This window comes from Actinomadura parmotrematis, assembly GCF_019458805.1.
Classification (GTDB): Bacteria; Actinomycetota; Actinomycetes; order Streptosporangiales; family Streptosporangiaceae; genus Spirillospora; species Spirillospora parmotrematis.
Genome location: NZ_JAIBOA010000034.1, coordinates 45,246 through 58,860, shown reverse-complemented (window position 1 = coordinate 58,860; position 13,615 = coordinate 45,246). Strand labels below are relative to the sequence as shown.

13 protein-coding genes are annotated in these 13,615 nt (G+C 73.9%); 9 read left to right on the top strand and 4 right to left on the bottom strand.

Features of this window, described 5'->3' with window-relative positions; translation table 11 throughout:
* Positions 1 to 3: 3 nt before the first annotated feature.
* The 3 genes from K1Y72_RS34170 (at position 4) to K1Y72_RS34160 (ending at position 3,358) form a co-directional block, all read left to right on the top strand.
* On the top strand, positions 4 to 720 hold the full coding sequence (locus K1Y72_RS34170) for an ABC transporter permease (RefSeq protein ID WP_220170672.1): 717 nt from the start codon (positions 4 to 6) through the stop codon (positions 718 to 720).
* A 144-nt stretch (positions 721 to 864) separates the two neighbouring features.
* Positions 865 to 2,421, top strand: a complete 1,557-nt coding sequence (locus K1Y72_RS34165) for a M48 family metallopeptidase (RefSeq protein WP_220170671.1) — start codon at positions 865 to 867, stop codon at positions 2,419 to 2,421.
* Complete coding sequence (locus K1Y72_RS34160) at positions 2,411 to 3,358, top strand: hypothetical protein (protein ID WP_220170670.1); 948 nt, start codon at positions 2,411 to 2,413, stop codon at positions 3,356 to 3,358. Before K1Y72_RS34165 ends, K1Y72_RS34160 begins: the two co-directional genes overlap by 11 nt.
* Positions 3,359 to 3,361: 3 nt before the next feature.
* On the opposite strand, the gene coaA is transcribed toward K1Y72_RS34160, so the two are convergent.
* Positions 3,362 to 4,279: a type I pantothenate kinase gene (coaA, locus tag K1Y72_RS34155; protein ID WP_308287361.1), complete on the bottom strand. Its 918-nt coding sequence runs from the start codon at positions 4,277 to 4,279 to the stop codon at positions 3,362 to 3,364.
* A gap of 116 nt (positions 4,280 to 4,395) precedes the next feature.
* On the opposite strand from coaA, the gene glmS reads away from it, so the two are divergent.
* Complete coding sequence (gene glmS, locus K1Y72_RS34150) at positions 4,396 to 6,243, top strand: glutamine--fructose-6-phosphate transaminase (isomerizing) (protein WP_220170669.1); 1,848 nt, start codon at positions 4,396 to 4,398, stop codon at positions 6,241 to 6,243.
* A gap of 60 nt (positions 6,244 to 6,303) precedes the next feature.
* Here the strand turns inward: glmS and K1Y72_RS34145 are convergent, their stop codons facing one another.
* The 3 genes from K1Y72_RS34145 to K1Y72_RS34135 form a co-directional block, all read right to left on the bottom strand.
* Positions 6,304 to 6,513: a DUF397 domain-containing protein gene (locus K1Y72_RS34145; RefSeq protein WP_220170668.1), complete on the bottom strand. Its 210-nt coding sequence runs from the start codon at positions 6,511 to 6,513 to the stop codon at positions 6,304 to 6,306.
* 251 nt (positions 6,514 to 6,764) lie between these two features.
* Positions 6,765 to 7,016, bottom strand: coding sequence for a DUF397 domain-containing protein (locus K1Y72_RS34140; RefSeq protein ID WP_308287360.1), 252 nt, complete (start codon positions 7,014 to 7,016; stop codon positions 6,765 to 6,767).
* A 195-nt stretch (positions 7,017 to 7,211) separates the two neighbouring features.
* Complete coding sequence (locus tag K1Y72_RS34135) at positions 7,212 to 8,096, bottom strand: helix-turn-helix domain-containing protein (protein ID WP_220170667.1); 885 nt, start codon at positions 8,094 to 8,096, stop codon at positions 7,212 to 7,214.
* 631 nt (positions 8,097 to 8,727) lie between these two features.
* On the opposite strand from K1Y72_RS34135, the gene K1Y72_RS34130 reads away from it, so the two are divergent.
* The 5 genes from K1Y72_RS34130 to K1Y72_RS34110 all read left to right on the top strand — a co-directional run bounded on the left by K1Y72_RS34130 (position 8,728) and on the right by K1Y72_RS34110 (position 13,575).
* Positions 8,728 to 9,387 carry a hypothetical protein gene (locus tag K1Y72_RS34130; RefSeq protein ID WP_220170666.1) on the top strand — a complete coding sequence of 220 codons (660 nt, stop codon included), beginning with the start codon at positions 8,728 to 8,730 and terminating at the stop codon, positions 9,385 to 9,387.
* Positions 9,388 to 9,415: 28 nt separating this feature from the next.
* The gene (locus K1Y72_RS34125; protein ID WP_220170665.1) at positions 9,416 to 9,775 is read left to right on the top strand and encodes a holo-ACP synthase; all 360 of its coding nucleotides are present in this window, start codon (positions 9,416 to 9,418) and stop codon (positions 9,773 to 9,775) included.
* 6 nt (positions 9,776 to 9,781) lie between these two features.
* Positions 9,782 to 11,248, top strand: a complete 1,467-nt coding sequence (locus tag K1Y72_RS34120; protein ID WP_220170664.1) for an NAD(P)H-hydrate dehydratase — start codon at positions 9,782 to 9,784, stop codon at positions 11,246 to 11,248.
* Positions 11,249 to 11,345: 97 nt separating this feature from the next.
* The gene (gene alr / locus K1Y72_RS34115) at positions 11,346 to 12,515 is read left to right on the top strand and encodes an alanine racemase (protein ID WP_220170663.1); all 1,170 of its coding nucleotides are present in this window, start codon (positions 11,346 to 11,348) and stop codon (positions 12,513 to 12,515) included.
* Positions 12,499 to 13,575: an alpha/beta fold hydrolase gene (locus tag K1Y72_RS34110; RefSeq protein ID WP_220170662.1), complete on the top strand. Its 1,077-nt coding sequence runs from the start codon at positions 12,499 to 12,501 to the stop codon at positions 13,573 to 13,575. The genes alr and K1Y72_RS34110 overlap by 17 nt, the downstream gene beginning before the upstream one ends.
* The last annotated feature ends 40 nt before the right edge of the window (positions 13,576 to 13,615 follow it).

The window sequence follows — 13,615 nt, the reverse complement described above, 5'->3', positions numbered from 1 at the left end:
CCCATGAATGCCACGATCGCGATGATCACCTTCCGGGCGATGCTGGGGCGCCGCCGGGCGGTCCTGCTGTTCGCGCTGCCGCTGCTCCTCGCCGTGCTGGCCGCGCTGATGCGCGTCCTGGACGCCAGCGACCTGGACACCGCGGCGGCGGTGCTGCACGGGTTCGGGTTCGCGGTGCTGCTGCCGCTGCTCGCGCTCATCGCCGGCACCGGCGTGATCGGCCCGGAGATCGACGACGGGCAGATCATGTACGTGCTGACCAAGCCGATCCCGCGGCACACCGTCGTGCTCACCAAGCTGGCCGTCGCGATCGCGCTCGTGACGGTGTTCGCGGTGGTGCCGATCCTGCTCACCGGCCTGCTGATGGCGGGCGGCACCGCGCAGCTCGCGCCCGCGTTCGCGGCGGGCGCCCTCGCCGGCGGGATCACCTACACCGCGGTGTTCGTGGCGCTCGCCGTCATCAGCCGCAACGCCGCCGTCATCGGCCTGCTGTACGTGCTCGTCTGGGAGTCGCTGCTCGGCAACTTCGCGCCGGGGGCGCGGTCGGCGTCCATCCAGCAGTGGGCGCTGTCGGTCACCGACGCGCTCACCCCGACGTCCTACGTGCACGCGTCGGTGGACCTGCCGGTCGCCGCCCCGCTGCTCGTCGCGGTCGCCGCCGCCGGCGCGGTCCTCGCCGTCGTCCGGCTGCGCTCCCTGTCGGTCGTCGCCGCCGAGTGAAGGCCGGCCGGGCGCCGACGCGCAGGTCAGTGCCCGGGTTGACGGAAGATCATTACAATTATCGTGATCGCCGGAACCTTCCCTGATGATCACCGGATCCGCCATGCTGTCCGCTCATCGGTGCGAGACGAGGGGCGGTCGGAGATGGCGAGACGGGAGGGCGGTCCCGGCGTCGGCACGCGGGCGGTGGCGGCGCTCGGCCTGCTGGTCGGGTTCTACGTGCTGGCCACCGTGCTGATCGTGGTGCTGTTCGCGCTGGTGGTCGTCATCGGCGTGCTGGTGCAGGTGTACCTGCACGTCTCCGTCGCGGGCGTCGGGACGGTCCTGGTCGGCGCGTTCGGCGGCTGGTCGCTGCTGAGCGGCCTGTTCCGGTCGGCCAAGGAGGACGACGCGCCGCCGCTCGGCATCCGCGTCGGCCCGGCCGACGAGCCGGCCCTCTGGGCCGAGGTCACCGAGATCGCCCGGACGGCAGGCGCGCGCGTCCCGGACGAGATCTACCTGGTGCCCGACGTCAACGCCTTCGTCTACCAGCGGTCGCGGCTGCTCGGCCTGGTGCGCGGCCGGACCGTCCTCGGCCTCGGGCTCGGCCTCGTCGCCGTGCTGGACCGCGCCGAGCTGCGCGCCGTCCTCGTGCACGAGTTCGGCCACATCTCCGGCGGCGACACCCGCCTCGGCCCGCTGCTCTACCGGTCCAAGGCCCGCATCCTGCACATGGTGCGGGCGCTCACGGCCGACGAGCGGGTCGCGAGCCGACTGCTGGCGCTCGTGTTCCGCTCCTACTTCAAGCTCTTCCTGCGCTACTCGACGGCGGTGTCGCGGGCGCAGGAGCGCGCCGCCGACCGGGCGTCGGTGCGGGTGTCGGGCGGGGCCGCGACGGCGTCCGCCCTCGTCAAGATCAGCATCGCGGACAAGGTGTTCGACTTCCTGCTGGAGGCGTACGTGGCGCCCTTGTGGGAGCGCGGCCGGACCCCCGAGGACCTCTACGGCGGCCTCCGCGCGCTGTACGCCGAGCCCGGCCGCCAGGAGCTGTACGGCAAGGTCCGGGAGGCCGCGCTCGCCGAGGAGACCGGCCGCTGGGACTCCCATCCGGCGCTCGGCGAGCGGCTCGCCCTCATCGGCGCGCTGCCCGGCCCGGCCGCCGTCCCCGGCGGCGGCCCCGCCCGCACGGTGCTCGCCGACCCCGACCGCGCCGAGCGCGCCGTCGCCGCCCTGCTCACCCGCGCCGCGACCCGCGGCGCCGAGCTCGCCCCGGTGGCCTGGGACGCGTCCGCCGACAGCTATGCCCCGGCGGTCGCCGAGACCGCCGCCGCCTTCCGCTCCCACGCGCTGGTCGCGGGCGGCCGCTGGAACGCCGGCGGCCTGGACGCCGCGCTGGAGCTGATCGCCGCAGGGCGGGTCCTCGACCTGGCCCGCGCGCTGAACGCCGAGGTCCCCGAGGACAGCGCCGCCGCGCTCGTCCGGGGGCCGCTCGGCGCCGCGCTCGCCGAGCACGTCGTCACCGGGCACGGCGGCGCGTGGGTGTTCTCCTGGGCGGAGGGCATCGACGCGCGGTGGTCCGGCACCGCGCCGGACGCCCTCGCCGACCGCGCCCTGGAGGGCGCCGAGGGCGTCGCCGCGGTGCGCGCCGAGCTCGGCCTCGGCGCCGTCGACCTCACCCCCGTCCCGCCGCTCACCACCGAGGAGCCCGCCCATGCCGGTTGAGCACGCGCCCGCCGAGCCCGCCCTCGACCCGACCTTCGGCGACCCGGACGCGCGGCGCTTCCAGGCCGCGCTGCGGGCCGGCGACCGCGGCACCGTCCGCGACGTCCTCGCCGCCGCCGGCGCCGACGGCCGCCCCTTCCTGCTGCGCCTGGTGACCGAGCTGCCCGGCCGGCCCTCCTGGCTGGACGCCTGGGTGGACGCCGACGGCACCGCCGACGCCCACCTGGCGCGCGGCGCGCACGGCATCGGCTGGGCGTGGGCGGTGCGCGGCACCGCGCGCGCCGAGCACACCAGCCGCGAGCAGTTCCAGGGGTTCTTCGAGCGGCTCCGCGCCGCCGAGGCCGACCTGGAGAAGGCCGCCGAGCTGGCCCCGGACGACCCGGAGCCGTGGGCCCAGCGGGTCATCACCGCGCGGGGCCTGCAGCTCGGCCACGAGGAGCTCGCCCGCCGCTTCACCCGCGTCATCGAGCGGCACCCCTGGCACCGCCGCGCCCACACCCAGATGGTGCAGGGCCTCGCCGCCAAGTGGAGCGGCTCGGACGAGCTCATGCTGAACTTCGCGCGCGAGCGCGCCGCCGCGTCCCCGCCCGGCCGTGCCGTCGCGGCGTGCGTCGTCGAGGCCCACATCGAGATCAGCCTGACGCTCGACGACGACGACACCGCCCGCTACTTCGCGGCCCCGGCGGTGCTGGACGAGCTGCGCGCCGCCGCCGCGCACTCGGTCGACCACCCGTCCTGGCCGTCCGAACCCGACGCGGTGCGCGCCGACAACCTGTTCGCCTACGCCTTCACCTTCGCCGGCGACAGCGCCGCGGCCGCGCGCCGCTTCGAGGCGATCGCGGGACGCGTCACCGAGGAACCGTGGAACTACGTCGACGACGACGCGGTGAAGGGGTTCCAGCGGTTCGAGAAGCGTGTGGCGCGCAACGTGCGGTGACCGTCAGATCCGGCGCAGGCGGACGCGCTGGACGGCGTGGCCCTCGCCCTTGTGCAGGACGAGGGTCGCGCGGGCCCGCGTCGGCAGGATGTTCTCCACCAGGTTGACCTCGTTGACCTCGCGCCAGACCCGCAGCGCGAACTCCTCCGCCGCGGCCTCGTCCCGCTCGGCGTAGCGGTGGAAGTAGGAGCGCGGGTCGGCGAACGCGGTGCGGCGCAGCGCGAACAGCCGCTCCACGTACCAGCGGCGGACGTCCTCCACCCGGGCGTCCACGTAGATCGAGAAGTCGAAGAAGTCGGCGACGCCGAGCTGCCCCGGCGGCGGGGCCTGCAGCACGTTCAGCCCCTCCACGATGAGGATGTCGGGGCGCCGCACCGTCTGCCGGGCGCCCGGCACGATGTCGTACTCCAGGTGCGAGTACACCGGGATGGTCGCCTGCTCCGCGCCCGCCTTCACCGACGACACGAACCGCACCAGCGCCCGCCGGTCGTAGGACTCGGGGAACCCCTTGCGCTGCATCAGCCCGCGCTCGGCGAGCACCGCGTTCGGGTACAGGAAGCTGTCGGTGGTGACGAGCGCCACGCGCGGATGCTCGGGCCAGCGCGCCAGCAGCGTCCGCAGCACCCGGGACGTCGTGGACTTGCCGACCGCGACGCTGCCCGCCACGCCGATCACGAACGGCGTCGGCTGCACCCGCTCGCCGAGGAAGGCGCCGACGGTGTCGCGCAGGCCGCCGTCGGCCAGGAAGAACAGGTTCAGCAGCCGCGACAGCGGCAGGTAGACCTCCTCGACCTCGGTGATGTCGATCGGGTCGCGCAGGCCGCGCAGCTCGTCCAGCTCGGCGGGCGTGAGCGGCAGCGGAGCGCTCTCGCGCAGCGCCCGCCAGGAGGCGCGGGAGAGTTCCACGTAGGGGCTGGGCACGCTGCTGCATCCGCTCTTGAGGTCGTCCACAATTCACCGGGCGTCCACGTTATAACCCGGCCAAGCGGCCCGTCGCAGGTAGGTCGGCGGGGTGTGGAGCGCATAGGCTGCACGCCATGTGCGGAATCGTGGGTTACGTCGGCTCCAGGCCGGCACTGGACGTCGTGGTCGAGGGCCTGGCGCGGCTGGAGTACCGCGGGTACGACTCGGCCGGCGTGGCGCTGCTCGCCGAGGACGGCACGCTGGCCACCGCCAAGCGCGCCGGGAAGCTCGTCAACCTCCGGGAGGCGCTCGCCGAGGAGCCGCCGCCCGCCGGGACGCTTGGCATGGGCCACACCCGCTGGGCGACGCACGGCGCGCCGAACGACCGCAACGCCCATCCCCACACCGACTGCGGCGGCACGATCGCCGTGATCCACAACGGCATCATCGAGAACTTCGCGGCGCTCCGCGCGGAGCTGGAGGAGGGCGGACACAAGCTGGCGTCCGACACCGACACCGAGACCGTCGCGCACCTGCTGGAGGACGAGCTGAAGTCCGGCGGCACCCTCGCCGACGCGATGCGGGCCGTCTGCCGCCGCCTGGAGGGCGCCTTCACCCTCGTCGCGGTGCACGCCGGCGACCCCGACCTCGTCGTCGGCGCCCGCCGCAACTCCCCGCTCGTCGTCGGCGTCGGCGACGGCGAGAACTTCCTCGCCTCCGACGTCGCCGCGTTCATCGAGCACACCCGCGACGCCCTCGAGCTCGGCCAGGACCAGGTCGTCGAGCTGCGCCCGTCGGGGGTGACCGTCACCGACTTCGACGGCGCGCCCGCGACCGTCCGCGAGTACCACGTCGACTGGGACGTGTCGGCCGCCGAGAAGGGCGGCTACGACTACTTCATGCTGAAGGAGATCGCCGAGCAGCCGCGCGCCGTCGCCGACACCCTGCTCGGCCGCATCGGCGCCGACGGGCGGCTCTCCCTCGACGAGATGCGCATCTCCGACCAGGCGCTCCGCGAGGTCGACAAGGTCGTCATCGTCGCCTGCGGCACCGCCAACCACGCCGGCCTCATCGCCAAGTACGCCATCGAGCACTGGGCGGGGCTGCCCTGCGAGGTCGAGCTCGCGCACGAGTTCCGCTACCGCGACCCGATCCTGTCCCGCAACACCCTGGTCATCGCGATCTCCCAGTCGGGCGAGACGATGGACACCCTGATGGCCGTCCGGCACGCCCGCGAGCAGCACGCCAAGGTCCTCGGCGTCTGCAACGTCAACGGCTCCACGCTGCCGCGCGAGTGCGACGGCGTCCTCTACACCCACGCCGGGCCGGAGATCGCCGTCGCGTCCACCAAGGCGTTCCTCACCCAGCTCGTCGCGGTCTACCTGATCGCCCTCTACCTCGCGCAGGTGCGGGGCACCAAGTGGGGCGACGAGGTCTTCGCCATGATCCAGCTGCTGGCGCAGATGCCGGACAAGGTGGAGAAGGTGCTGGAGACCATGGGCCCGGTCCGCGACCTGGCCCGCTCCCTGGCGGACGCCCCGTCGGTGCTGTTCCTCGGCCGCCACGTCGGCTTCCCGGTCGCCCTGGAGGGCGCCCTGAAGCTGAAGGAGCTCGCCTACATGCACGCCGAGGGCTTCGCCGCCGGCGAGCTGAAGCACGGCCCGATCGCGCTGATCGAGGAGGGGCTGCCCGTCATCGTCGTCGTCCCGCCGCGCGCCCGCGCCGTCCTCCACGACAAGATCGTCTCCAACATCCAGGAGATCCGCGCCCGCGGCGCCCGCACCATCGTCATCGCCGAGGAGGGCGACGACGCCGTCCGCCCGTACGCCGACACCCTGATCGAGGTCCCGGCCGTCCCGACGCTGCTCCAGCCGCTCGTGACGACCGTCCCGCTCCAGGTCTTCGCCTGCGAGCTGGCCACCGCCAAGGGCCACGACGTCGACCAGCCCCGCAACCTCGCCAAGTCCGTCACGGTGGAGTGACCGCACACGGACGCCCTCCCGCACGTGAGCGCGGGAGGGCGTCCGCACGTCCAGGCCGGCTCAGGAGTCGAGCTCGCCGGCCTTGATCTTGCTGAGCAGGCGGTCCCACGAAGTGGAACCGATGGACAGGACGGGCGCGGACTCGCCGAGCCCGCCGTCGCGGACACCGATGTCCGCGCTGTGCAACCGAGTGACCTCGATGCACGCCGTGTTCGAAGCGCAGCGACTGCTCTTCGCCCAAGGGCGTGCGGATGCGTTGCCGACTCGCATCCCACCTCCTATGGCGCGGTGATAGGGGATGGATGGCGCCGGTGCCGCCTAGGGGTGTACCCAGGCGGGGTGAAGAGTATGGGCGGTGCGGGCCTCGAATTGATCAACGGGCCGAAAAAATTCCGGGCCGTCGCCCGGAAAGAGGGAGAAGTGCTACGGTGGTGGCCTTCTCCGGCAATTCGTTCGCTGCTTCGCCCATGTCCATCGGGCGACCGGATCGCGGTCGGCGGATGGCGGGTGAGAAGTAGGTCCTACAGGTCCGCGCTCATGTCGTAGGCGCCCTCTTTCGTGCGCTGGACGAAGGCGTTCCAGGCCGTAGCGCTGAAGCGGAGAATCGGTCCTGTCGTTCCTTGCTTGGTGTCACGGGTGCCGATGCTTCCCGGTGAGAGTGCGGCGACCTCGACGCACGTCGTGTTGCTCCCGCAGCGGGCGCTCTTGCGCCAGTTGGGAGAAGAAGATGTTCCTTCGCGGGGAACGTCGGCTTGCGCGACAAAAGGCAGCACTGCGCACCTAACGCTTTCTGTGTCCGGTTTCGAGCGCGCAGCAGGGATCGCAGTGGGCGTGAGAGTGCCGAAAAGCGAGGAGCCTCCCCTGCGCGCGGCACGAAGAGATGGGCGGAACTGTAGTCCATCAAAGGGTGCTGAGCGAGGTGCCAGGGGATAGTTCCCCGATCCGCCGTGTCATGGCGGATCGTGCCCTCATGTCGCCTTCTGGCTTCTCTCCTGCCATTGGGCGTGCATGTCCTCCAGGAAGGCGAGGGACGGCGCGGGCGGCAGCGCCTTCTTCCTGAGGGCGGTGAAGGAGAGATCGTACTGGAAGGTCTCCTTCTCTTCGTGGACGTAGACGAAGCTGATGCTCTCGGTGTGCACGATATCGGGGAACGACGTTCCGTACTTGCGCTCGAACCTCATCAGCGTGAAAGGGGGGCTGGAGATCGGCTGCACTTCGTCCAGGGGGAAGACCCTGATCTCGATGTTGGGCCGGTTCGCCATTTCCACCAGATGGGCCAGCTGGTCGGTCATGACCTTGTCTTCCCCGACTTTCCGGCGGAGCACGGCCTCGTCGAAAATGACGTCCATGTGCAGGGGGGTTTCACTGTCGAGCACCTTCTGCCGTCGCATCCGCACGTCCACCCAGCGCTGGATCTCCCGTTCGTGCGTGGGTTTCAGGACGTTCCATCCCCGGCTGAGGGAGAGGGCGTACTCCCTTGTCTGGAGCAGGCCGTGCACGACCAGGTTCTCCCAGCACAGGGCGGTGCTGGCATCGCTCTCGATCGCGATGAGCTCGGCGTAGGCCGGGTTGACGGACGGGTAGTCCTCCCACCAGCCGCGCTCCGTGGCGGATTCGGCCAGTTTGACGAGGTCGTCGCGCCGGTCGCCGGTCACGCCGTACAGCTTCAGCAGCTCGACCACGTCGTCGACCCGTGCGCCCGTTCTCGCGTTCTCCAGGCGGCTGACCTTTGCGGTCGACCAGGAAAGGCGGTGCGCCACCTCGTCGCCTTTGAATCGCATGCCCTCGCGAAGCGCGCGCAGCTCGGACCCGAGGCGGCGCTGGCGGACGGTGGGGCCTCGTGAGCTGCTCATGGCTGCCGACCTCTGCTGGAGGGGCTCACAGATTGTGGGGGGTGATGGCCAGGGATCGTCACCAGGGTCACCCTTTGATCCTGGCATGGGCAAGGGGCGCGCACGGACAGGTCAGCGGGAGTGTGAAAGTTGCAGAGCCATTTACGTTAGCGCACCTATGGTGGCAAGGCCATGGTTCTGCGGGGCTGTGCGGGGAGAAGCGCTGTGGTCGGCGACCTGAGAAGCCAGAAAGGTTCTTTTTCTTCGTCTGAGCAGAGGATGGCCGCTCGATCGTCACCTTCGCTCGGGTGCGTTCTGGTTGCTCTCCGTGTTCGCGGGTGGCATGGGTGGCGGGGTGCGTTGGCCGCGGGGCGTCGGTATGGCCTTGGGGATAAGGGTTGTCTGGCTGCGTGAAACTTGCATGGATAGTTGCGTTCGCGCACACTCCTGGTAGCGGCCAGAGCGACTGGAACCCCTGAGCGAACGACCGCGCCGTTCCGCGAGGCGGCGCGGCAGCGGCATGTGCGCGCGGCCCCGACGGTGTGGCGGCGGGCGTTCTCCGGCCACGCGGCGGCGTGGCCTTCTGCTGGCGGCCTGTCCGCGGGACAGGTGGACCGACCCCGGCGGGGGCCGGGAGATTACGGAGGGTCCGGTGGACCTGCTTCCCCTGCACCGGAGCATCATCGCCGTCGACATCGAGGGGTCGACGAGCCCGCTCCGCACCGATCCGATCAGGGGCGACCTGCGGCGGGCCGTCCACGCGATGCTGTGCGCCGCGCTGGAGCGGGCCGGGGTCGGGCCCGCGCGGTGCGAGCCGTTCGAGGACCGGGGGGACGGCGCGCTGGTGCTGGTCCGCCCGAGCGACGAGGTGCCGAAGACCTACCTGCTCAGCCGGTTCGTGCCCGAGCTGCACCGGCTGCTGGCGGAGTACGACCGCGCGCTGCCGGCCGAGGAGTGGCCGAGCCGGGGGCTCCGGCTGCGGGCCGTCGTGCACGCCGGGGAGGTGCACCGCGACGAGTTCGGCTACTTCGGCGAGGCGCTGGACGTGGCGTGCCGGCTGCTGGACGCGCGGCAGCTCAAGCGGCGGCTGCGGTGCGCGGCGGGGCCGCTGGCGGTGGTGGTGAGCGACGAGATCTACCGGTGCGTCGTCCGGCACGGGTACGAGGGCATCCCCTGCGACGGGTACCTGCCGGACGTGCGGGTGCTCGTCGGCGGGCGGCGCCGGCAGGGCTGGGTGCACGTGCCGGAGGCGCGGGCGCTGGAGGCGGCGCCGGTGCTGCGGGCGGTGCCGGCGGGGCCGCCGGCGGCCTGACGGGTGAGCGGCGTGGCACCCTGGGTATGTGATCGTGGGTGTGGGGATCGACGTCGCGGACATCGCCCGGTTCGAGCGGTCGCTGGAGCGCACTCCGGGGCTGCGCGACCGGCTGTTCACCGCGGCCGAGCGCGGGCTGCCCGGACGGTCGCTGGCCGCCCGGTTCGCCGCCAAGGAGGCGCTCGCCAAGGCGCTCGGCGCGCCGCGCGGGCTGCTCTGGACCGACGCCGAGGTGCGGCGCGCGGAGGGCGGCCGGCCGGTCCTGCACGTGCGGGGGACGGTGGCCGCGGCGGCGGCCGCGCGCGGCGTCACCCGCTGGCACGTCTCGCTGAGTCACGACGGCGGCATCGCGACGGCCGTCGTGATCGCCGAGAGCCTTGAGGGGTAGGGCGCGATGCGGTTCGCACACGAGGTCGGCAAGGTCAGGGCGGCCGAGCAGGCCCTGATGGCACGGCTGCCGGACGGCGCGCTGATGCGGCGCGCCGCGGCCGGTCTCGCCGCGGTCTGCGTCAGGCTGCTGCCGCGCGTCTACGGCGCCGAGGTGGTGCTGCTGGTCGGCGGCGGCGCCAACGGCGGCGACGCCCTGTACGCGGGGGCGCGGCTCGCCCGGCGGGGCGCCCGGGTCGGCGTGGTGCGGGCGGCCGACACGGTGCACGAGGGCGGGCTCGCCGCGCTGCGCGCCGCGGGCGGCCGGGTGCTGGACGACGCCGCGGGCGCCGTCGCGCGGGCCGACCTGATCATCGACGGGCTGACCGGCATCGGCGGCACCGGCGCGCTGCGCGAGCCGCACGCGACCCTGGCGCGGCTCGCGTCGGCGGCGGAGGGCACCGTCGTCGCCTGCGACGTGCCGAGCGGCGTGGACGCCGGCACCGGACGCGTGGACGGCGAGGCCGTGCACGCCGACGTCACCGTCACGTTCGGGACCTACAAGCCGGGCCTGCTGATCGATCCGGGCGCCGACCGCTGCGGCGTCGTCGAGCTCGTCGACATCGGGCTCGGCGCCGACCTGCCCGACCCGGACGTCGTCGCGGCGCGGCCGTCGGACGTGCTGGTGCCCGAGCCGGGCGCCGAGTCCGACAAGTACCGGCGCGGCGTCGTCGGCATCGTCGCGGGGAGCGACCAGTACACCGGCGCGGCGGTGCTGAGCACGGGCGCCGCCGTGCACGCGGGCGCCGGGATGGTGCGGTTCGCGTCGGTGGAGCACCCCGTCGAGCTGGTGCGGCGGCGCTGGCCGGAGGCCGTCACGACGGTGATCGAACCGGAGCCGAAGGCGCTGGCGGGCGTCGGGCGGGTGCAGGCGTGGGTCGTCGGCCCCGGCCTCGGGACGGGGGAGGCCGCCGAGGAGCTGGTGACCCAGGCCCTCGCCACCGACGTGCCGGTGCTGGTGGACGCCGACGGGCTGACCGTCCTCGCGCGCCGCCGCGACCTGCTGGCGCGGGACGCCCCGACGGTCCTCACCCCGCACGCCGGGGAGCTGTCCCGGCTGATCGGCGTGGACCGCGACGTGATCGAGGCGCGCCGCCTGGAGCACGCCCGCCGCGCCGCCGCCGAGCTGGGCGCGACGGTGCTGCTGAAGGGCTCGACCACGCTGGTCGCCGAGCAGGACCGGCCGGTCCGGGTGAACCCGACGGGGACGCCGCGGCTCGCGACGGCCGGCACCGGCGACGTCCTGTCGGGGCTGGTCGGGGCGCTGCTGGCGGGCGGCATGGCGGCGCTGGACGCGGCAGCGGCGGGCGCCTACCTGCACGGCCTGGCCGCCCGCATCGCCGCGGCGGGCGGGCCCGAGGAGTACGGGCAGGCGCCGATCAGCGCGTTCGACGTGGTCACCGCGCTGCCGCGGGCGTTCCGCACCCTGGACTGAACCGGGCGGCGCGGCGGGCCGTCCAATCGGGACGAGGCGGCGCCACCGGGCGCTCCCTGCTCCGTGCACCGCCCGCGGGCGGGCACACTGGGTGACCATGAGAAGTCCTGCCGAAGCGCGCGTCGACCTGGACGCCATCGCCCACAACATCGCCCTGCTGCGCGAGCGCGCCGGGGGCGCCGCGGTGATGGCGATGGTGAAGGCCGAGGCGTACGGTCACGGCCTGGCGCCGGCGGCGCGCGCCGCGCTCGCCGGCGGCGCGACCTGGCTCGGCGTCGCCAAGGTCGCCGAGGCGCTGCGGCTGCGCGCCGAAGGCGTGGCGGGCGTGCCGATCCTCGTCTGCATCGGCGTGCCGGGCGAGCCGTACGGGGAGCTGATCGCGCAGGACGTCGACGTCACCGCCGGTTCGGCGGTGCTGCTCGCCGAGGTGGCGGCCGCCGCCCGCGCCGCGGGCCGCCCGGCCCGCGTCCACCTGAAGGCCGACACCGGGATGAGCCGGGGCGGCGCCGGGCCCGCCGACTGGCCCGCGCTGGTGGACGCGGCGCTCGCCGCCGAGGCCGAGGGGACCGTCCGGGTCGCCGGGATCATGTCGCACCTGGCGTGCGCGGACGAGCCCGAACACCCCGCCAACGACGCCCAGCACAAGGTGTTCACCGAGCTGCTCGCGCACGCCGAGCGGGCCGGGCTGCGGCCCGAGGTGCGCCACCTGGCGAACTCGGCGGCCATCCTGACCAGGCCCGACGCGCACTACGACCTGGTGCGGCCGGGCATCGCCACCTACGGCCTCACGCCGGTGCCGCAGATCGGCGGCTTCGGGCTGCGGCCCGCGATGACGCTGGCGGCCGAGACGGCGCTGGTGAAGCGGGTCCCGGCGGGCAGCGGCGTGTCGTACGGCCACACCTACACGACCGAGGCGGAGACGACGCTTGCGGTGGTCCCCGCCGGGTACGGCGACGGCGTCCCCCGGCACGGGTCGAACCTGCTGGAGGTCCTCGCCGGCGGGCGGCGCCGCCGCATCGCCGGGCGGGTGTGCATGGACCAGTTCGTCATCGACCTCGGGGACGACCGGCTCGCCGCGGGCGAGGAGGTCCTCCTGTTCGGGCCGGGCGACCGGGGCGAGCCGACCGCGCAGGACTGGGCGGACGCGCTCGGCACGATCTCCTACGAGGTCGTCACCCGGATCGGGCCGCGCGTCCCCCGGGTCTACACGGGGCGGCTCGCCGCGGCGGAGCGGGGCGAAGGGAACGGGGATGGACGGCAGGCGTAAGCGGACGATCATCGCGGGGGCGGTCGCGGGCGCCGGCGCGGCCGGCATCGGCGCGGCCGTCGGGCTGCGGCACCTGGCCGTCGGCCGGGTCCGGCTGCGGCCCGACCCCGACCGGGACGAGCCGTTCGGCGAGCTCACCGGGCGGCCCGTCGAGGTCGTCGCCGACGACGGCGTGCCGCTGCACGCGGAGGTCGACGGGCCGGACGACGCGCCGCTCACCGTCGTGTTCTGCCACGGCTACACCCTCACCCGGCACACCTGGCACTACCAGCGGCGCGACCTGCGCGGCGAGCCGGGCCTCCGCGCGGTGTTCTGGGACCAGCGGAGCCACGGCGACTCGGGGCGGAGCGACCTGGCGCACGCCACCGTCGACCAGACCGGCGCCGACCTGGCCGCGGTGCTGCGCGCGACCGTCCGGCCGGGGACGCCCGTCGTGCTCGCCGGGCACTCCATGGGCGGCATGACGATCATGGCGCTGGCCGAGCGGCACCCCGAGCTGTTCGGGACCCAGATCGTCGGGGTGGTGCTGGTGAACACCTCGGCGGGGGACATGCGGGAGATGACGCTCGGGCTGCCGCTCGTGCTCGCCAAGGCGATCCGGCCGTTCACGCCGGGGACGCTGCGCGGTCTCGGCCGCCGGCACGAGCTGGTGGACCGGGCCCGCGGCCTCGGCGCCGACCTGGCGTTCGTGGTGACGCGCAAGATGGCGTTCGCCGACAAGCGCGTCAGCCCGAGCGTGGTCGGGTTCCTGGAGGGGATGATCCGGCGGACGCCGATCGACGTGATCGCCGAGTTCTACCCGACGCTCGTCGCGCACGACAAGGCCGCAGCGCTGCCGGTCGTCGGTAGGGTGCCGGTCAGCGTGCTGGTGGCGGGGCGGGACCGGCTCACCCCGGCCGAGCACGGCCGGCGCATCGCCGCGGCGCTGCCGGACGCCGAGCTCACCGAGATCGACGAGGCGGGGCACGTGCTGCCGCTGGAGTATCCGGGCGTGGTGACCGGGGCGGTGCGGCGGATGGCGGAGCGGGTCCGGCCGGGCGCCCGGGAGCGGACGGCGTGACGGGCCCGGCGGAGCGGGAGCGGGGGGAGCGGCCGGTGGA